Source organism: Acidisoma cellulosilyticum (assembly GCF_020621385.1).
GTDB lineage: Bacteria > Pseudomonadota > Alphaproteobacteria > Acetobacterales > Acetobacteraceae > Acidisoma > Acidisoma cellulosilyticum.
On record NZ_JAESVA010000008.1, the window covers coordinates 204,295 to 222,155 of the forward strand.

The window sequence follows — 17,861 nt, forward strand, 5'->3', positions numbered from 1 at the left end:
CTACAGGCGCAGCGCCACAGCCTTTCGCGCTATGCCGTCAAGCCCCACGCAGCCAGCATAAGCCCATGGGCGTCGTCTGTTCGACCGCGACTTCGCCCTGTTTCGCCAATTCCAGCCCAGCCAGAAGGGTGCTGGCGAAAGCCGTGCGCAGCTTCTCGTCACGATCCGGATCATGAGGGGCGATGGGCGGCAGAAACGCCGCGATCTCCCCGCCTTGCGGATGGCGCGCCAGCAGTTCCGGAATGCGCACCAGAGCATCGCTGACGCGCCATAGGTCCGGAAGGATCCGGCTATAGACGGGCTCTGGCTGACCCCGATCATCCGGTCCGCGCAAGACCACGAGACAAGCCTCCATCAGGGCGACATAGCCGCCTTCGCGCGGCGGGTCGGCCAGGGGGCGAGCGAAGGTATCGACCCCCAACTGCGGACGCTGGCCGAGCCAGGCGCCGGCCGCGCGCATGGCGATACGCTCATCCAGGCGCCGGATTTCCTGCGCGGCCTCGGCCTCCGCGTCGGCTGCTGCCTCAGGACTCGCCGGAAAGAGCAGTCGGGAGCGCAGCAGCACCAGGCGCGTCGCAAGCACCAGCCAATCCGCCCGCCGCTCCAGGCTGACTTGCCCCGCGAAACGCGCCATCGCGGCCGTGAACTGCTCGGCGAGGTCGAGGATGGAGACGCCGCCGAAATCGATGCGCTGGCGCTCGACCAAGTCCAGCAGCAGGTCCATGGGGCCGTCGAACCCTTCGAGATGAAGGACCGGACTGGTGGGGAGACGCTCGGGCCTTTCCCATGCGTCATCCGATGCGGCCGCCACCAGGGGCGTACCTTTATCATCCATGGGCATAATCGGGCCGACAGTCGAAGACGAGGCTGGGCCAGGTCTTGCGCAGCGTGCCCAGAGCCGGCCAGGGCGTCCAATCGGCCGACCAGAATTCATAGGCGATCCTGGCCGATCGTCGGGGACTGCCCCCATGCAGTCCGGTCACCTGCCGCACTTGCCGCAGGGACTGCACGACCCCCCAATGCTGCCGCAGCCAGGCGCGGCTGCCGGGGTGATCCGGCCCGCGCTGCAGGATCATCGCCGGGATCGGCAGCAGGGCATGAAGATCGAAGGGACAGGCTTTGCTGCGCCCGGCCGCCTGTATCACGCGGTCGGCCTGGCTTTCCACGGCGCTGCGCAACTGGCGCGCCAGGATGCGCGCGGCCGCAAGGCTGAGACCGCGCGAACCGTCCGGCGGATTGAGCAGCGCGTGAAGCTGATCCTCCTCCGCCAGAGACAGATCCGGCAAATGCCAGGGGATTGCCCCCGACCCGGCGGCGGCCGACTGGAAAGCCTGGACGTCGATCGCGGGCCCTGAGATCACCAGATCATGCCGCAGCCAATCGGGCTGCGCCGGCGCCATGGGATCAGCCCCTGCCCCCTTCGCCGCCACCTGTCGGTTCACGCGGGGCTTCCGGCGCGCGGGCGGTAGCGTCGCGCCGTGCTGCGATCCTTCTGCCGGGCCTGGGCCATGACCTCGGCCTCGGCAGCCCCCTTGCCGTAAGCCTCGGCGATGAAGCCGGCGCGCATGCCGTGCGGAGACAGACGCTGACCGGCCGGCGCCTGCAACCCGACCTGGGCCGCGCGGCGGCGCAGGATTTTCCAAACGCCATTGCCGGTGAGACGCGCCTCGATCGTCCCGGCGGCCGTCAGACGGGGAAAGATCGGTCCATATTCAATCCCCGATCGGCGCAGCCAGATCTCCATCGCCTGGACCGGACAAGTCTCGGCCTGCGTTCCACGGGAAACAATCAGAGACGACGACGACGACGCTGCGGCACTCGGCTGATCGCTGCGGGGATTGCGAATACGAAGCGTGAGGCCTGCGGTCGTGAAATCCAGATCCTCGCAATCCAATGCCACCAGTTCCGAGCGGCGCAGGCCGCCGGCGAAGCCGATCGACAGCAGCGCGCGGTCGCGCAGATTGAGGAACCCGGCGCGGCCGCCCGGATCATGATCGCAACTGCTGAGCAGCAGCGCGATCTCGGTCGCGGTCAGCGCCGCCGCGGGTCTTACCGCTCGGGTCTGGGTCTTTGCCACGTCGCGCAGCAAGGTCGCGATGACGGGATCGGTCGAGGACCAGGCAAGACCCGCTTGGCGATGATGAAAGGCGATGGCGGCGTGCGCGACGCGCAACCCGCTGCCCCCGAGATTGTTCTGCCGCATGGTGAGATAGGCAGCGACGGTCGCGGATAGCGCCGGCAGATAGGACGCGTTTTGCGCCGCGCACCAGTCACAGAAAGCCCGCCAGTCATCGGCATAGATTTTCAGGGTGGTGGCAGAGAGCGGCTTTTGAGCGGCTGCCTGCGGCCTATCACGCGACTCCACATCCCCTCCCCTTTCGGCACCGCGACCTTGGCAGAGGCGCCGTAATCAAGGCAAGGGCCCTCAATCACAGGGTTAGGCACGGTAATACGCGATTACCTCGCCCGTTTGGGCTTGAAAGGCGATTTTGGGAGGGATTTGCTGGTGCGATCGCGCCGCAGCACCCTATCTGTTTAGCCCGTTCAGGGCTCAATTTGCCACCCCTCCCCCATGACATTTACACCGCCAACGTCAGAGAGGCTTTGCCGCAGCCCGCCTGCGGTCTAGCCTGTCGCCATGAGCCAAATCCTCGAAATCGACCGCGTGAAGGCCCGCATCCGGGCATTGACCGAGAAAACCGTGCAGAACGGTTGCACCGATGCCGAAGCCTTCGCCGCCGCCGAAATGGTGGGCAAGCTGCTCGACCGCTATATGCTGACGATGAGCGAGGTGCAGGTCCGCGAGGAGACCTGCATTCAGGCAAAGGTGCCCATGGCCGGCAAGCGGCGCGGCCCCATTGATGGCTGCGTCCCCGCCATCGGCCGGTTCTGCCATTGCATCGTCTGGCTTGACCAAGGCCAGACCATGACGGGCCCCGAGGGGGTTCCCACCAAGCACTATATCTATTTCGGCTTCGACGCCGATGTGCAGATGGCGGTCTATCTCTACAAAATCATCGAACAGGCGATCACCAGCGAGACAGCCCGATTCAAGCAAGCCCACCCGCATTTGAAAGGGACATCGCTAAGGCTGGCGACACGCAGCTTTCAGCACGGGCTGGTGAAGCGCTTGGACGACCGGCTTCAGGATCTGCATCGGGACCGCGAGGAGAGCCTGCGCGCCGGCCCGGGGCGCGGCACCGCGCTGGTTCTGGTCAAGCAGACGGTGGTCGCCGATGCCTTTCGGGAAACCAAGATTCGCCTGCGGGCGCGCAGCGTCACGGTGATTGCCATCGACCGGCGCGCCTATGCGGCCGGCGAAGTGGCGGGCGACGGCATCAACCTCGCCCGCCCTGTCACCGACCAAGGCCCCGCCCGTCTGCGATGAGGACGATCCGCGACCATCAGCGCGGCCGCGTCTATGCCTGGGAGCAGCGGGTCATCGCCCCGCATGACCCGACGCGCATCGCGCGCGAGCAGGCCCAGGCGATGATCGATGCGATCTGGGCCGATATCGGCCTGCGTTACCCGCCGAAAGTGGCGGCCCTGCCCGTTCAGGCCAAGACCCTGATCGGACGGGCCGACCGGCTGACGATCGAGCTGGCGCCGCGCGTGCCATCCTGGTGCCTGCTGCATGAGCTGGCCCATAGCATCACCTCCTCGGTAGAGGGGGACAGCGATGGTCATGGCGCGCTGTTCCTGGCCGCCTATTTCTTTCTGCTCCAACGCTATTTGCGGCGGGATCCGGGCGAATTACGGCAATCGGCCGCACAGGCCGGGCTGAACGTCGGGTCAGAATTTTCGGTCGCTGACCAGGCTTTTCGGCCGTAATGCGAAAATCCATCTGAATTCAGTCGCTTATCGGGATTTTGCGGATCTGCAAGATGCGGCGGGCGCTCCCCGGCACAAACGCTCGGATGACGGTTGAGCGGATCGCGCCATTGCTTGCCACACCGCGACCGATGGGCTTGGTACGGACCGATGATATTGGTACGGCTAAACGATGATGATGGTGCGGAGACTCGGGCCAAACCGATGAGCAGGGTACGTCTTTCCCCGCAATAACGATGACTTAGGTACCATACCTAAGACTCTATCCTAAGATTCACCTGAGAAAGACCGTACCCAGATCATCGGTAGATTTGCGATTTTAAGGAGAAAAGAGTTTTTGTTGCGAAAGCTAGCCAGGTTAGCCTAGGTTTCCTCCGCCTTCGGGCTGAACGATTCGTCGGAGAGACAATGACCGCCCCCCGTTATCCGCTTGGGCAGCAAGTCCACCTGGAACTGGTGCAGCGTGGCCCCGACGCTGCCAACCAGCTTGCCTTGTCTCTCGGCCAGCCCGACCTGTTCGAGCGTGTGCAGGCTGTCCAGGATGAGACGCCCAGCCCAGGCTTTCTCCACTCCGCCCTTTGCGCCATGTCCCTGCCGGTCCGACGGCCGAAGGACGAATTCGCGCCGATCATGCGCCAGGACGGCCAATACACCCTGGTCATCAACCCCAAGCCGCGCCTGGACCTGGTGAACGGCCAGCAGCAATTCCAATCCTTAGGCATTCCTTTCGGCTCGCTGCCCCGGCTGATCCTCATTCATATCATGACGGAAGCCGTGAAGGCCAATTCCCGCCACATCCATCTGGGCCGGAATTTCAGCGATTGGATGCGGCGGATGGGCTTCAAGACGGTCAGCTACGGGCCGCGCGGCTCAGCGACGCTCATTCGCGACCAGATGGACCGGTTGCTCTCCTGCGAATGGATGATCCGCTGGGACAATGTGGATAAGAGCGGCGAGCATGAATTCGGCATTCGCGAAATCAAGCTGACCAACGAATATCGCGGCCAGGACGGGCCGAAATCAGGCTTTCAGCGCGAAATTCTGATGACGGACGGGTTTTTCCATCACCTCAAGGACCATGCCGTCCCGCTGAACGAGGTGGCTATCCGTCAGCTACGCGATTCGGCAACCGCGCTCGACCTTTACACCTGGCTTGCCTACCGGCTGCCGCGCATCGGCAATAAGCGGCCCGCCAGCCTGAGCTGGGACCAGCTGGCGGTGCATTTCGGCAATGACGGCCGCAATATCCGCAAATTCCGCCAGACCATCCGTGACGCCTGGGAACGCCATGTCTCGGCCGTCTATCCCGAGGCCAAGGCCGAATTCGATACCAGCATCATCCGGCTTTACGGATCGCCGGCGCCGCTGCAGCAAAAGCTGGTTCCCGGCGCCAATCTGCGTCTGGTCACAGCCGATGATAAAGGTACGGTCGATGCCACAGCAGAGGCCGCAGCCGCGCCCAATCTCGCCGCGGCGTTCTTTGAGAAGCTGAAGGAAAATCTGGGAGAGGCCGAGTTTAACGCCTGGTTCAAGCGGGCCAATCTGGAATTGAGGGACAGCGAATGGTTCCTGCTGGTCGAGCGGCGGTTCCATTGCGACTATATCAGAGGCCAGTTTCAGCTGCAGCTAGACCGCGCCGCGCGCGCCATCGGGCTTGAGCAGATACGTGTCGATGTGACCAGGAAAGCGTCGAGTGTGACAGGCCCATGAGCGATACCCGCACCGAATCCCAGACCCTGCGGTCTGTCGGCGAGATCTACGGAAAATGCCTCAATGTCCTGGAAGGGTTGCGCGACCAGGCTTTGCATGAAAGCGGCGTCCGTCAGTCGCCGCGTTTTCCCATCACCCGCGTGGCCGAACTGGTCGGGCGGACGACGGCCGCGATCCGTGAGGCCGAGAAGGACGGGCGTATTCCGGCCGTGGAGCGGACGAGTTCCGGCCGCCGCATCGGCTATACCCTGGCCGAGGTCAATCAGCTGCGCGAGGCTTTCGGCACCCGGCCATGGCGCAGCGCCGATGATCCGGTTTCGGTCATCGCGGTGCAGAATTTCAAAGGCGGGGTAGGGAAGTCCACCGTCTCCGCCCATCTGGCGCAGTATCTGGCGATTCAGGGCTATCGGGTCTGCCTGATCGATTGCGACAGCCAAGGGTCGTCCACGGCCTTATTCGGCTATGTCCCGGACCTCGATATTCATGAGGACGATACGCTTTATCCGTTCTTCCGGAATATGGAGATGAGCAGCCTGGCCTATGCCGTGCGGGAGACGCATTGGGACAATCTTTACCTCATCCCCGCCAATCTGAAGCTGTATTCGGCGGAATATGAGCTGGCGGCTCGCATCTCACGCTCCGAACCGCGGCTGCTCAACCGGCTGGCCGAGGGCCTGACCTCCATCGCCGACCATTTCGACGTCATCGTGCTGGATCCGCCGCCGGCGCTCGGCACGATTTCCCTCTCGGTCATGCGGGCAGCCAATGCGCTGCTGGTGCCGATGCCGCCGACGGTGGTCGATTTCGCGTCGACCACGACCTTTCTGGCCATGCTGTATGAGACCTTGCAGATCCTGGAGGAGCGGCATTTTCCGGTTGATTTTTCCTGGATCCGCTTCGTGGCCACTCGCGCGGACGAAGGCAAATCCATGCAGCGCGAGCTGCTGGGGCTGATGCGCAATCTGTTCGGCGAGAAGATGCTGCGCACCGTGATGCGGGACAGCGCCGAGATCGACAATGCCTCTGCCCGGCTGATGACAATCTATGAGCTGGCGGCGCCGGTAACATCCCGCGAGACCTATAATCGCGGCCTTGCCTATCTGAACGGGGTGAACGCTGAAATCGAGACGCAGATTCGGACCACCTGGCCCAGCCAGGCCGCGAAATTGAGGGCGGAAGGCAAGATCTAGCCGCTTGCAGGTCTGCAAGATTAGTCCAACCGATTGATTTGGAATGATTTTATGGCTCTAGGAAACAAAGGCTTTGCGGCCGGTCTGGCCGGCGGATCACCGCCCGCCGGCAAGCTTCCGCCTCGCACCGGGGTTCTGCAGAACCGTGGCAATCGGCTGGCGGAACTCGCTTCCGGCCAGACCCTGACGCGGGAGCATGAATTGGTGGACCCGGCGCTGTGCCGGGTGTGGGAGTTTCACAATCGCGACTACGGCGCTTTGAACGAGGAAAGCTGCGCCGATCTGATCGAGAGTTTCCGTGCCCAGGGACGGCAGGAAGTGCCGGCGATCGTTCGGCGCGTCCTGGGTGACCCTGCCTGTCAGTTTGAGATTATCTGCGGTGCGCGACGGCATTGGACGGCAAGCTGGCTCCGCGCCAATGACGCGCCCAATTTCAGATTTCTGGTCGAACCGCGGGAGTTGAGCGATGAGGAAGCCTTCCGCATCGCCGATCTGGAAAACCGCAGCCGCCAGGACCTGTCGGATGTCGAACGGGCGCGGGATTATGCCGGCGCCCTGACGCGCTACTACGGCGGCAATCAGGCCAGGATGGCCGAGCGGCTGTCCGTCAGTCAAAGCTGGCTCAGCCGCTATCTGGATCTGGCCGCGTTTCCCGCCACCGTGATCTCAGCCTTCGGCAGCCTTCATGCCATCAAGATCAGCCATGGCGCGACCTTGGCGCCGCTATTGCGCCATCCGTTGTCGCAGGTGGCGGTCATTGCCGAGGCGCAGCTGGTGGCGGAGGAGCAGAGCGAGCGGGCCCAGGCCAAGCAGCCGGTGATCCCGGCGCCCGATGTCGTCAAGCGCCTGCAGCAGGCGACGCGGCGGAAGGATGCCGCGCGGGTCACGGCGCGGGCCGTGGAATTCGCCGTGCGCGCTCCGAGCGGGGCTTTGCTGGCACGCGGCACGCGGCCGCAACGCGGCAGCAATATCGTCATCAGCGTGCCGCGCAATGCGACGGCAGACCGCGAACAGCTGCTGGCTGCGATCAACGAGGTTCTGGATAAGCTCACCCAAGGCTGAGTCCGGGGACCGATGATAAGGGTACGCTAGCCTGCTCGGACCTGCCTTTTGCTGGGCAATTTTCGGGTTTTTGCTGTTGAAACAGGATGGATTTTGCCGACCGATGATAAAGGTACGGGCGCTGAAAGGGCAGGGTGGTCGGGTCAGAACCGGCTTTTACCGCTCATATGACAAGGATTATGTGAGTTTACCGTGCCTAACCGTGAAGAAAGGCGCGTTTGCCCGAATTAGGCCTCATCTATCCGTCTTGTTCCCCGCAGCGGCCCTTTGAGCCAGGACCAACCCTTGCTGCCGAGCGTCGCTTTGACACGCGCTATTTGCGTCGGCCAATGAAGGGGCCTATCCCCGCCACCCTTCTACGTTTAACCGGGTGCCATCAGGCACTGAACCGAGGATAACCTATGACCTTCAACGAACTCATCGCTCACGTCTCCGGCAAAACCGGCATGGCCAAGGAAGGCGTGAAAATGATTCTTGAGACGTCGATCGCGACGCTCACTGAAAAGGCGATTGCGGGCGAAGACGCGACCTTGCCCGGCTTCGGCCAGTTCAAGGTCAAAGACGTCCCCGCACGCCAGGGCCGCAACCCCAGCACCGGTGCGACCATGGACATCCCGGCGTCACGCAAGGTGGCGTTCACGCCGGCGAAGGCTTTGAAAGACGCGCTGAAGGCTTGAATTCAGCCTGCCGATGCCGGCGAAGCGGAGATGACCCGATCAGGTTAGCGACCGGGTCATCTCCACTTATTCAAGTGGGCATTCAGGCAAGCATGCCGCCGTCCACAAGCAGGTCTGTGCCGGTCACGTAATGCGACTGGTCGGACGCCAGAAAGGCGACGGCGGAAGCGATGTCATTCGGCTTGCCGAGCGCGCCGAGCGGAATAGACGCCAGGAATTGATTGAGCAGGGCGGGGTCATTCTCGTAGAACATCGGCGTATCGATGACGCCCGGGCAGACCGTGTTGACGCGGATTTTCAAGGGTGCCAATTCGCGCGCCGCTGACCTTGTCATGCCGCGCACGGCCCATTTCGCCCCCGCATAGGCGAAGGTGCCCTTATAGCCGACCATGCCGCCGATGGAGGAGAGGTTGATGATGGACCCACCCAGCGTCATCAGCGGCACGGCGCATTTCATGCCCCAGAAGATCGCGAACTGATTGATCTCGAACATGCGGCGGAAGCCGGCGGCGGACTCGTCCTGCAAAGACGCGGGACCATAGATCCCGGCATTATTGACCAGAATATCCAGCCGCCCGGTCTCCCGCGCGATGCGTTCCATCATCGCCGCCCATTCCGCCTCGTCCGTCACGTCAAGCCGTTGGAAACTGCAGGCGCCGTCGAGGCCGGCCGCCATGGCGCGGCCTTCCTCCTCCAGCACATCGCCCGCATAGACAAGCGCGCCGTCCGCGATGAGGCGCGCGGCGATGGCGGCACCGATGCCGCGCGCGGCCCCGGTGACAAGGGCGACGCGCCCGGCCAGAGGCCGGTTATCGAGAGAATCGACCATAAGCTGAGGCACCCGTTATTGTGCTGTAAAGCCGCCATCGACGGCGAGCGTCGCGCCGGTGACGAAACTGGCATCGTCGCTGGCGAGGAACAGAACGCCGGCCGCGATCTCCTCCGGCAGGCCGATGCGACCCATCGGCGTCAAAGCGAGGGTCGCGGCGTTCATCTCGGGCGGTTGGACGCGCACCATGTCGGTATCGATCAAGCCGGGGAGAAGAGCGTTCACGCGCACGCCCTGCTTCGCATAGGTGACGGCGGCATTGCGGGTCATATTGATCACCGCGCCTTTGCTGGCGTGATAGGCAATCTGCCCTGACCCGCCGACCTGCCCCCAGATCGACGAAATATTGACGATCGCCAGCGGCGCCCGGCCCAGCATCATGGATGTCGCCATGCGCATGCCCAGCAGCACGCCGGTCTGATTGACGCGGATGATCTGCTCCCAATCAGTCAGCGTGACGTCATGCGCGCCGGCCTTGGTGGGGGCGATGCCGGCAGCATTGACCAGAATATCGATCTGTCTGGCCTCGGCGGCCAAGCGGTCAGCCAGCGCCTGCCAATCGCTTTCCGATCCGACATCCATCCGGTGATAGTCGATATCGGGATTATGGAAGCCGGGGTCCCCGGCCGCGATATCGACGGCGATAACCCGCGACCCTTCGGCCGCCAGACGCTCCGCGCAGGCACGGCCGATGCCACGATAGGCGCCCGTGACGACGGCGACCTTGCCCTGAACTCTCATCACACTTCCCCAAGACCAAACTGCGCCGTGGAGATTAAAGCGGTCTTGGCCGACGCGATTGACATCTCGGCACTGGGCAGGTCAGCGGCATCGCTTCGGTCGCGCAGAATGCGCGCCCGGACAAGGGACGGCGGTTTGCCGAACCAGCGCACGCAGGCGCGGGTGAAGGCGCTGAGTTCGGAATAGCCGAGCACATCGGCGATTTCCTGGATCGGCATATGCGCCGCACCCAGATGCATCTCGGCCAGGCGGCAGCGCGTCGCTTCCACAAGGTCCGAAAAGACCTGTCCCTGCTCGGCCAGGCGTCGCTGCATGGTCCAGCGGGTCAAGCGCAGCGCGTCCGCGATATCCTCGATATGCGGATAGCCGGCCGCCAGGCGCGACCGGATTTCGCCCAGCACCTGATCCGTGAGGCAAAGGGTGCCGGTGCCGCAGGCAAGGCGCATCAACTCATCACACAGGCTGCGCAGCCTGATCGCATCCGCGCCCGGCATGGCTCGCGTCAGGCCAGGGTCACGGAAAACCAGCGCATTCGTCTCCATGCTGAAGCACACGGGCGCGTTGAAGACGCGGCGGTGCATCTGGACACCGGCCGGTTGGGGATGCTCGAAATGGACTTCATCCGGCGCCCAGGCGCTGCCGAGACAAGCGCGGATAAGCCCGAGGATGGTCGCCATGGTGAGTTCGGCATCCTGTCGGCGCTCCAGAATCCGGCCGTCGAGGATACGGTATTCGAAGCGACAGACCCCGTCTTCCTGCCGGAAATGCGCGGCCGTATTCTGCTGGTAGAAGGGAAACAGCCTGACCAGGACATCCAGCGCGCCGGTGAGCGTCGGGGCGGCGAGGGCGGCATCGCCCAGCAGGCCCAACCGTCCGGGTGCTGCTTCCCGGCCCAGTTGCAGGCCGAAACTGTCATTGCCCGTATGTTCGGCCGCCAGTTCGATCAAGGCGCAGTAGCGCGGCAGGTCCAGCCGCATGGCGTGGCCTTCCTTCTGGCCGCGCGCCCGCAGCAGATGACGAGGGTCGACGCCACGGCGGTGCAGGAATTCCGGAAGGCCATCGATGGCGGTCAGCAGGATCTGCGCTTCGCTGGCATCCGCGCGCCCGGAAGACCGGCGGGCGACCTTCGTCGCAACGGTTCGCTCCATGATCCCTATCCTTTGCAATTGATCTGGCCGGGCCGCCTTTTGTCCCTCCGCTTAGGCCCGGGATGGCGATGACGGTGACGATAGGGGGCTGTCACAAGTCTGAAATACGTATTCCGACCGATGGCATGGGCTTAGGATAAAATGGCACGGGGATTGCTTGAAACGTCCCGATGGTTTTGGAGGTTGAATATCGCGGTGCGGGAGGGCGAACCCACGGCAGTGACAGCGAAGACGCGGGCTTCAGGCCCCGGCACCAAGGTCCCGGCCTCGCACCGGATCGCCATCGCGGCCGACGGCCAGGTGGAGCAGATCGAAAGCCGGGAGGCCGTGTGGTTCTTTGGCGCGCGCCCGGAATTCAGCGCATTCGCAAGCGCGCTGCTGGCCAGCGGTCGCGCGCTTGTCCGCTTCGTCTGGATCGACCCTGACCGGACCTGGTATTCGGTGCGCATGGATGCCGATCTCAGGCCCGACGATCAGGCCTGGGCGGTGATCACGGCGACCGCCGTCGAGCCGCCTTTCGCCTTGACCCTGCGCGAGCTTGACGTGCTGACGCTGATTTCGGGCGGATTGGGCAATCACGATATCGCGGCCTGCCTGGAGACGAGCCTGCGGACCATCACCACCCATATCGAACGCATTCTGGCCAAGCTCGGGCAGATGAGCCGCACCGGGGCGGCGACGCTCGCGACCGATCTTGGGCTGCTGCGCCTGCCGACGCCGGGTGGCGGGCGCAACCTGCTGCCGCTGACGGCCGGCTTGGTCGACCTGAAGCCGGAGCAGCGTCATACCGGGCCGCGAATCCCGTCGGCCCTGCTGCCGCGCCGCCCGATCCTGATCGGCGCACCGCTGTCGCTCAGCGGTCTGGCGGCGGCGGACGCGACCGAGATGCTGAACGGGTCGCGTCTTGCGGTGGATGAAATCAACCGTCGCGGCGGCATTTCCGGCCGGCGGCTGGAACTGCGTGTCGTGGACTGCGATATCGGGAATCCCGAGGCCGTCACCAAGGCCGTGCGCAGCCTGATCGAAAGCGAGGTCGATGCCATCACCTCGGGCTATACCAGTTCGGAAGAACAGGTGCAGGATCTGGTCGCGGATTATGGCGCGCCTTATCTTCATTGCGCGACGATGGAGGCGATGGTCGATCGGGTGCGCGAGGATCGTTGGAGATTGCGCAACGTCTTTCAACTTTGCCCGAGCGACATTCATTATGGCCCGCGCTTCATACGGTTTCTGAGCGAGCTTGAGCGCACACGGCAATGGACGCCGTCGACCCGTCGGGTGCTGGTTATTCAGCCGCGCTGGTCGAGGATGGATATCGGCTTTCGCAGTCTGGAACGCTACGCGGCGCGGGGCGGCTGGAAGATCGATCTTCTCGACGATCTGCCGCTGCGCGACATCGACTGGGCCAAGGTCATGCAGCAGGTTCATGCCCAATCGCCGGCGGCGATCTTCTTGGCTTATTACTTCCCGGAAGAGAATATCGCCTTCCTGCGGGAGTTTTTGAGCAATCCCGCGCGCGCCTTGGTCTATACGCTATACGGTCCCTCCATCCCCGCTTACCGCGAACAATTGGGACAGGAAGCGAATGGCGTTATTTGGGCCACCACCACGGGCCTGTATCAGGACCATATCGCCCGCGGTTTCGCCGAACGCTATGAGCGGATGCATGGCCGCAAGCCCGGCCATTCCCATGCTGGTCTTGCCTATGACCGCGTCAATATCCTGGCCAGCGCCTGGACGCGCACGGATAATCCGCGCGCTTTCGACAAGGTGGTACCGGAAATCCGCGCTGTCATCCATCGCGGTGTCAACGGCGCCTATTCCCTCGACAATCCAGGGCAGGTGGCCGAAGCCTATCCGGATACGTCTCAAGACCCTTCCATCGCGCAGGCGCATCTGATCTTTCAGATCCAGAATGGGCAGCAGCGCATTCTGTCACCCTCGCCTTACGGCGAATGCGCCTTCCAGATGCCGTCCTGGCTCAAGCGACCCTGATCCGGCGCGCGCTTTGTGTTCAAGCGTCAAGCGGTCTGGACAATCCTTGCGCTCTATTGATCCCCGATGAATGACGCCAGGGCTCGGCCTTGGTGCAGTAGAACAGGGATCATGACGACGATGTTCGACAGACGACCTATGCGCGGCCTTTCGGTCGCGGCCCTGGCTCTGGGCACCACGCTTGCAGCAGGTACGTTCATGAGCCGTGCCGCGCATGCCGACGATGCCTGCAAGCCGCATAAGATCGAGCTGGGCAACGGCCAGTCCATGATGGGCGGCTGCGGCCAGCTTCATATCGCGCTGCTGATGGCGGCGACCAACAACACCCATCTGCAATCCGCCATCAAAGGCGCCAAGGCGGCGGCTGCCAAGATCGGCGCGACGATCGATGTATTCGATCCGAACTGGAGCCCGAGCGTTCAATACAATCAGGCGCAGAACGTCATTTCCAGCGGCAAATACAATGCGATCGTCGGCGAGATGAACGACGGCAACCAGGCCTGCAAAATTCTGACCGAGACCGCGCCCGAGCACGGCGTGCTGGTCGCGATCGCGAATGAGCCGATCTGCAATCGCGCGGCGAACGAAGGCGACGCGCTGTGGGCGCCGGGCACGCTGAACTTCGTCGGCGGATCGCAGGGGCGCGGGCCTTTCCGTGACTGGATCATGGACATTGCGAAGGAGAATCCCGGCCCGCAGAAAGTGGCCGTCGTCACCGGGCCGGATCTGAACGCCAATACCATCAATACCGATCTGGCTTTGAAGGACGCGAAGGCGAAATATCCGGATTTCGACGTCGTCGCCGTGGTGCGCACCGACTATTCCATCGTCCAGGGCAATTCCAAGACCTTGCCGCTGTTCCAGGCGCATCCCGATCTGACGATCCTGATTTCGAACTATTCCGACATGACGCGCGGTGCCGTGGCGGCGGCCCGCGAAGCCGGGGCGCTGAATAACGGCAAGCTCAAGATCTATGACAGCGGCGGCAATATCTGGGCTTTCCATGCCGTGCAGACCGGCCAGATCGAATCGACCCGCACGCTGCTGCCTTATACCGAGATGTATGAAAGCGTCATTCAGTTGGGCGATGCCTGGGCCGGCAAGCCTGTGCCGCATACCACGCCGCTGGATGTTCATGACATCACCAAGGCCAATGTCGATCAGTTCAAGGCACAGTATTGATGCAGACGAGCGCGATGGGGTATCGGGCTGTCCCCGCATCCCCCATCGCCTGATGTTGCGCGGACAATGAATATGCAAGCGCTCGCAACGCAATCGACCGACGATACGGGACTGGCGCTGCGGGCTGTCGGTGTCGAGAAGCGCTACAGCGGCACCTACGCCCTGAAAGGCGTGGATGTGGAGGCGAAGACCGGCACCATCCATGCGCTGGTGGGTGAAAACGGCGCCGGGAAATCGACCTTTCTCGGCATTATCGCCGGCCGCGTGGTGCCGACCAACGGGTCCGTGGAGATTTTCGGCAAGCCGCATGTGTTTGGCGCACCGCGCCAGGCGCGGCGGCTTGGCATCGCCACGATCTATCAGGAATTGACGATCGTGCCGGCGCTATCGGCCCAGGCGAATGTCTTTCTTGGCCAACCCTTGTCCCAGGCCGGTCTTTTGGATGAGCGGGGGATGCGCCGCCGGTTCGAGGAGCTTGCGGCCCAGATGTCCGTCACCATCCGGCCGGATGCGGTCGCGGGCCGGCTGTCCGTCGCTGACCAGCAGATGCTGGAAATCATGCGCGGCGTCCAATCCGGCGCCCGGCTGATCCTGTTCGATGAGCCGACGACATCTTTGGCGCCGCCCGAGCGCGAGGCGTTGTTCCGCCTGATGCGCAAGCTGCGCGCCGAGGGGGCGACGATGATGTTCGTCAGCCACAATCTGGAAGAGGTGCTTGATATCTCCGACGTCGTGACCGTGTTCCGGGACGGCCAGCTTTCAGGCTCCGCGCCACGGGCAGACTGGACCAAGCCGTCGCTGATCCGCGCCATGGTCGGGCATGATGTCGTGGAATACCGCCGGGTCGAGCGCAAGGCGCCGGCCCGTGGCGCGGCACCGCTGCTCTCGGCCAAGGCGGTATCCGTCCCCGGCGCGATCGAGGCGGTGGATCTTTCCGTCCAGCCTGGGGAAATCCTTGGCATCGGCGGGCTGGTCGGCTCCGGCCGGACATCCCTGCTGCGGGCGCTGGCGGGGCTTGAACCGCGCAGCACCGGCGAACTTGCCGTCAACGGCGAGGGTGTCGCCTGGCCATTGACGCCAAGGGCCGCGCTGCGCGCCGGGATTGTGCTGGTGCCGGAGGACCGCAAGGCGCAAGGCCTGGTGCTGGGCATGAGTGCGATGGACAATATCGCCATTGCCCGTTTCAGCGAGGTCTCCCGCTTCGGTGTCATCTCCGGCCGCCGGGTGGCCGAGAGTGCGCGAAGGGTCGCGCGCGAATTCGGCTTTGCCGAAAACCGCATCGGCGCCACGGTGCGCAATCTGTCGGGCGGCAATCAGCAAAAAGTATTGCTCGGCAAGGCGCGCTTCCGCGAGCCCAGGATTTTGCTGGTGGACGAGCCGACGCGCGGCATCGATGTCGGTGCCAAGGACGAGATCATGGCGACGCTGCGCCGGCTGGCGGATGACGGGCTTGGGATCATCGTCGTTTCCTCCGACCTGGAGGAGGTCGTCGCTGCCAGCGACCGCATTATCGTGATGTCGGAAGGCCGCAAGGTGGCGGAGATCGACCAAAGTGCCGCGCCTGCCAAGGTCCAAGATATCCTGAACGCTGCCTTCAAGGTGATGACGCATGAGTAAGTCCCAGACGGTTCAACCCGCTTCCGTCGCGGGCGCCCGCAAGTCTTTTCCGGCCAGGGATGCCTTTCTGCAATTCGGCGTGCTTTGGGCTTTCGTCATCGTCCTGATCGGTGCGGCGATCGTCTATCCGCGCGTTTTCGAGCCGACCAATCTCAAGAATATCCTGAGCCAGGCAGCGCCCGTGGGCATCGTCTCGGTCGGCATGACCTTCGTCATGATCGGCGGTGGCTTCGACCTGTCGGTCGGCTCGATCTTCGCGCTCGGCGCCGTGGTCTTCGCGCATCTGGCCGATCCGCTGGGTCTGTGGGGGGCGGCCGGCGCCGTGCTGATCGCCTGCGTGATCTGTGGCGTCATCAACGGGTTGATCGTGACCAAGCTGCACGTCAACCCCTTTGTCGCGACGCTGGGCACCGGATCGGTTTTCGGTGGCTATGCCTTCATCTATTCGCATTCGGCGCCGCAGGTACCGAATGATTTCAACTTCCAGTATATCGGCACGGAAAACTGGTTCGGCTGGCCGATTTCGATCTATCTGCTGATCGTCATCTTCCTGATCGGCGCTTTCGCCCTGGCCCGCAGTGTTTATGGCCGATCGATCTACGCGATCGGCGGCAATACGGAAGCCGCCCGCCTGTCCGGCATTCCGGTCGATCTGCTGCGGGGCAGCACCTATGTCATGACCGCGATCTGCGCCGGTATCGGCGGTATCATTTTGTCCTCGCGCCTCGGCGTCGGTCAGGCCGATATGGGTGGCACGACGTCGCTGGATTCCATCGCCATCGTGGTCATCGGCGGCACGTCGCTGCTGGGCGGCGAGGGGGCGATGTGGCGCACCGCCGTCGGCCTGCTCATCATCGGCACGCTGACCAATGTCTTCGACGCACTCGCCGTCAACAACAACTATCAGCTTGTCGCCAAGGGTGTGATCGTCATCGGCGCCGTCGCGCTCGACATCTATGCCCGCCGTATGCGCACCTGATCCGTAATAGAGGAGAATTCCCATGACTGAAAAGGACGTGGGCGTCGCGCTCACTTTCGACTATGACGCGATGTCGCTGTGGATCGGCACCTTCGGCGCGCAATCCCCCAGCATGACGTCACGCGGCGAATTCGGCGTCATCGGCGTGCGGCGCATTCTGGAGACGCTGAAGACCTACGGCATTCCCGGCACCTTCTACATTCCCGGCCACACGGCCTATGCTTTCCCGAAATCGGTGCAGGATATCGCGGCCGCTGGGCATGAGATCGGCCATCACGGTTGGATTCACGAAAACCCCGTCACCGTCTCGGCCGAGCGCGAACGCTGGATTCTGGAAAAGGGTTTCAAGGCGCTGGACGAGGTCGCGGGCGTGCGGCCGGCCGGCTATCGGTCCCCGGCCTGGGACAATAGCCCCAACTCCATCCCGCTGCTGCTGGAATATGGGTTCGAGTATGAGAGCAGCCAGATGGCGACGGATTTCGAACCCTATTGGTGCCGCGTCGGCGACAGTTTCACGATGGATGACCCTTACGTTTTCGGCAAACCGGTCAATCTTGTGGAACTGCCCGTCGCCTGGCATTTGGATGACTTCCCGCAATTCGAATATGTCGTCAGCAAGGGTGGCATCATCCAGGGTGTGCAGACGCCGCGCAGCCTGCTGCAAATCTGGAAGGATGAGTTCGACTATATGTACGAGCGCATCGGCAAGGGTCTGTTCAGCATCACCATGCATCCGCAGGTCATTGGCCGCGCCCATCGGCTGCTGCTGCTGGAAGGCATTATCGAGCATGTGAAGGACAAGCCCGGCGTGAACTTCACGACGATGATCGACTATTGCCGCAAGTGGAAGGACGGCAAGACACCGTCCTTGTCGCCCGAGATCGGCGTGCGTTGATCGAT

17 protein-coding genes are annotated in these 17,861 nt (G+C 63.4%); 11 read left to right on the plus strand and 6 right to left on the minus strand.

Going from position 1 to position 17,861, the window contains the following annotated elements; genetic code table 11:
• Nucleotides 1–37: 37 nt before the first annotated feature.
• Genes ACELLULO517_RS20885 through ACELLULO517_RS20895 form a run of 3 tightly spaced genes read right to left on the minus strand, consistent with a single transcriptional unit; the run spans nt 38 to nt 2,365 of the window.
• Nucleotides 38–835, minus strand: coding sequence for a segregation and condensation protein A (locus ACELLULO517_RS20885; protein WP_227309354.1), 798 nt, complete (start codon nt 833–835; stop codon nt 38–40).
• Entirely contained in the window at nt 828–1,442 is a 615-nt protein-coding gene (locus tag ACELLULO517_RS20890; RefSeq protein WP_227309355.1) for a hypothetical protein, read from the minus strand. The genes ACELLULO517_RS20885 and ACELLULO517_RS20890 overlap by 8 nt, the downstream gene beginning before the upstream one ends.
• Entirely contained in the window at nt 1,439–2,365 is a 927-nt protein-coding gene (locus ACELLULO517_RS20895; protein WP_227309356.1) for a tyrosine-type recombinase/integrase, read from the minus strand. The genes ACELLULO517_RS20890 and ACELLULO517_RS20895 overlap by 4 nt, the downstream gene beginning before the upstream one ends.
• Nucleotides 2,366–2,638: 273 nt before the next feature.
• Between ACELLULO517_RS20895 and ACELLULO517_RS20900 the strand changes: the two genes are divergently transcribed.
• The 6 genes from ACELLULO517_RS20900 (at nt 2,639) to ACELLULO517_RS20925 (ending at nt 8,470) form a co-directional block, all read left to right on the plus strand.
• Nucleotides 2,639–3,388 (plus strand): DUF2786 domain-containing protein, encoded by a 750-nt coding sequence (locus ACELLULO517_RS20900; protein ID WP_227309357.1) that lies wholly within the window; start codon nt 2,639–2,641, stop codon nt 3,386–3,388.
• Nucleotides 3,385–3,831, plus strand: coding sequence for a hypothetical protein (locus tag ACELLULO517_RS20905; protein WP_227309358.1), 447 nt, complete (start codon nt 3,385–3,387; stop codon nt 3,829–3,831). The genes ACELLULO517_RS20900 and ACELLULO517_RS20905 overlap by 4 nt, the downstream gene beginning before the upstream one ends.
• Nucleotides 3,832–4,239: 408 nt before the next feature.
• Nucleotides 4,240–5,541 carry a replication protein RepA gene (locus ACELLULO517_RS20910; protein ID WP_227309359.1) on the plus strand — a complete coding sequence of 434 codons (1,302 nt, stop codon included), beginning with the start codon at nt 4,240–4,242 and terminating at the stop codon, nt 5,539–5,541.
• Entirely contained in the window at nt 5,538–6,731 is a 1,194-nt protein-coding gene (locus tag ACELLULO517_RS20915) for an AAA family ATPase (RefSeq protein ID WP_227309360.1), read from the plus strand. The genes ACELLULO517_RS20910 and ACELLULO517_RS20915 overlap by 4 nt, the downstream gene beginning before the upstream one ends.
• Nucleotides 6,732–6,782: 51 nt before the next feature.
• Entirely contained in the window at nt 6,783–7,793 is a 1,011-nt protein-coding gene (locus ACELLULO517_RS20920) for a ParB/RepB/Spo0J family partition protein (RefSeq protein ID WP_227309361.1), read from the plus strand.
• Nucleotides 7,794–8,194: 401 nt separating this feature from the next.
• Nucleotides 8,195–8,470: an HU family DNA-binding protein gene (locus ACELLULO517_RS20925; RefSeq protein ID WP_227309362.1), complete on the plus strand. Its 276-nt coding sequence runs from the start codon at nt 8,195–8,197 to the stop codon at nt 8,468–8,470.
• 82 nt (nt 8,471–8,552) lie between these two features.
• On the opposite strand, the gene ACELLULO517_RS20930 is transcribed toward ACELLULO517_RS20925, so the two are convergent.
• From ACELLULO517_RS20930 to qhpR, 3 genes are read right to left on the minus strand one after another with little or no spacing between them, the layout of a single operon-like run.
• Nucleotides 8,553–9,299, minus strand: a complete 747-nt coding sequence (locus tag ACELLULO517_RS20930) for an SDR family NAD(P)-dependent oxidoreductase (RefSeq protein ID WP_227309363.1) — start codon at nt 9,297–9,299, stop codon at nt 8,553–8,555.
• A gap of 15 nt (nt 9,300–9,314) precedes the next feature.
• Nucleotides 9,315–10,040 (minus strand): SDR family NAD(P)-dependent oxidoreductase, encoded by a 726-nt coding sequence (locus tag ACELLULO517_RS20935; protein WP_227309364.1) that lies wholly within the window; start codon nt 10,038–10,040, stop codon nt 9,315–9,317.
• Entirely contained in the window at nt 10,040–11,188 is a 1,149-nt protein-coding gene (gene qhpR / locus ACELLULO517_RS20940; RefSeq protein WP_227309365.1) for an AraC-like transcriptional regulator QhpR, read from the minus strand. Before qhpR ends, ACELLULO517_RS20935 begins: the two co-directional genes overlap by 1 nt.
• A gap of 183 nt (nt 11,189–11,371) precedes the next feature.
• Between qhpR and ACELLULO517_RS20945 the strand changes: the two genes are divergently transcribed.
• The 5 genes from ACELLULO517_RS20945 to ACELLULO517_RS20965 all read left to right on the plus strand — a co-directional run bounded on the left by ACELLULO517_RS20945 (nt 11,372) and on the right by ACELLULO517_RS20965 (nt 17,856).
• The gene (locus ACELLULO517_RS20945; RefSeq protein ID WP_227309366.1) at nt 11,372–13,183 is read left to right on the plus strand and encodes an ABC transporter substrate-binding protein; all 1,812 of its coding nucleotides are present in this window, start codon (nt 11,372–11,374) and stop codon (nt 13,181–13,183) included.
• 111 nt (nt 13,184–13,294) lie between these two features.
• The gene (locus ACELLULO517_RS20950; RefSeq protein WP_227309367.1) at nt 13,295–14,365 is read left to right on the plus strand and encodes a sugar ABC transporter substrate-binding protein; all 1,071 of its coding nucleotides are present in this window, start codon (nt 13,295–13,297) and stop codon (nt 14,363–14,365) included.
• A 72-nt stretch (nt 14,366–14,437) separates the two neighbouring features.
• Nucleotides 14,438–15,982 (plus strand): sugar ABC transporter ATP-binding protein, encoded by a 1,545-nt coding sequence (locus ACELLULO517_RS20955; protein WP_227309368.1) that lies wholly within the window; start codon nt 14,438–14,440, stop codon nt 15,980–15,982.
• Entirely contained in the window at nt 15,975–16,961 is a 987-nt protein-coding gene (locus ACELLULO517_RS20960; protein ID WP_227309369.1) for an ABC transporter permease, read from the plus strand. Before ACELLULO517_RS20955 ends, ACELLULO517_RS20960 begins: the two co-directional genes overlap by 8 nt.
• Before the next feature lie 22 nt (nt 16,962–16,983).
• The gene (locus ACELLULO517_RS20965) at nt 16,984–17,856 is read left to right on the plus strand and encodes a polysaccharide deacetylase family protein (protein ID WP_227309370.1); all 873 of its coding nucleotides are present in this window, start codon (nt 16,984–16,986) and stop codon (nt 17,854–17,856) included.
• Nucleotides 17,857–17,861: the final 5 nt, after the last annotated feature.

What these genes read in the sequence shown, in the direction of transcription:
- ACELLULO517_RS20905 (WP_227309358.1), top strand. Translation starts at nt 3,385, where the DNA reads ATGAGGACGATCCGCGACCATCAGCGCGGCCGCGTCTATGCCTGGGAG.
- ACELLULO517_RS20915 (WP_227309360.1), top strand. Translation starts at nt 5,538, where the DNA reads ATGAGCGATACCCGCACCGAATCCCAGACCCTGCGGTCTGTCGGCGAG.
- ACELLULO517_RS20950 (WP_227309367.1), top strand. Translation starts at nt 13,295, where the DNA reads ATGACGACGATGTTCGACAGACGACCTATGCGCGGCCTTTCGGTCGCG.
- ACELLULO517_RS20960 (WP_227309369.1), top strand. Translation starts at nt 15,975, where the DNA reads ATGAGTAAGTCCCAGACGGTTCAACCCGCTTCCGTCGCGGGCGCCCGC.
- qhpR (WP_227309365.1), bottom strand. Translation starts at nt 11,188, where the DNA reads ATGGAGCGAACCGTTGCGACGAAGGTCGCCCGCCGGTCTTCCGGGCGC.
- ACELLULO517_RS20885 (WP_227309354.1), bottom strand. Translation starts at nt 835, where the DNA reads ATGGATGATAAAGGTACGCCCCTGGTGGCGGCCGCATCGGATGACGCA.
- ACELLULO517_RS20900 (WP_227309357.1), top strand. Translation starts at nt 2,639, where the DNA reads ATGAGCCAAATCCTCGAAATCGACCGCGTGAAGGCCCGCATCCGGGCA.
- ACELLULO517_RS20920 (WP_227309361.1), top strand. Translation starts at nt 6,783, where the DNA reads ATGGCTCTAGGAAACAAAGGCTTTGCGGCCGGTCTGGCCGGCGGATCA.
- ACELLULO517_RS20930 (WP_227309363.1), bottom strand. Translation starts at nt 9,299, where the DNA reads ATGGTCGATTCTCTCGATAACCGGCCTCTGGCCGGGCGCGTCGCCCTT.
- ACELLULO517_RS20965 (WP_227309370.1), top strand. Translation starts at nt 16,984, where the DNA reads ATGACTGAAAAGGACGTGGGCGTCGCGCTCACTTTCGACTATGACGCG.
- ACELLULO517_RS20910 (WP_227309359.1), top strand. Translation starts at nt 4,240, where the DNA reads ATGACCGCCCCCCGTTATCCGCTTGGGCAGCAAGTCCACCTGGAACTG.
- ACELLULO517_RS20935 (WP_227309364.1), bottom strand. Translation starts at nt 10,040, where the DNA reads ATGAGAGTTCAGGGCAAGGTCGCCGTCGTCACGGGCGCCTATCGTGGC.
- ACELLULO517_RS20925 (WP_227309362.1), top strand. Translation starts at nt 8,195, where the DNA reads ATGACCTTCAACGAACTCATCGCTCACGTCTCCGGCAAAACCGGCATG.
- ACELLULO517_RS20955 (WP_227309368.1), top strand. Translation starts at nt 14,438, where the DNA reads ATGCAAGCGCTCGCAACGCAATCGACCGACGATACGGGACTGGCGCTG.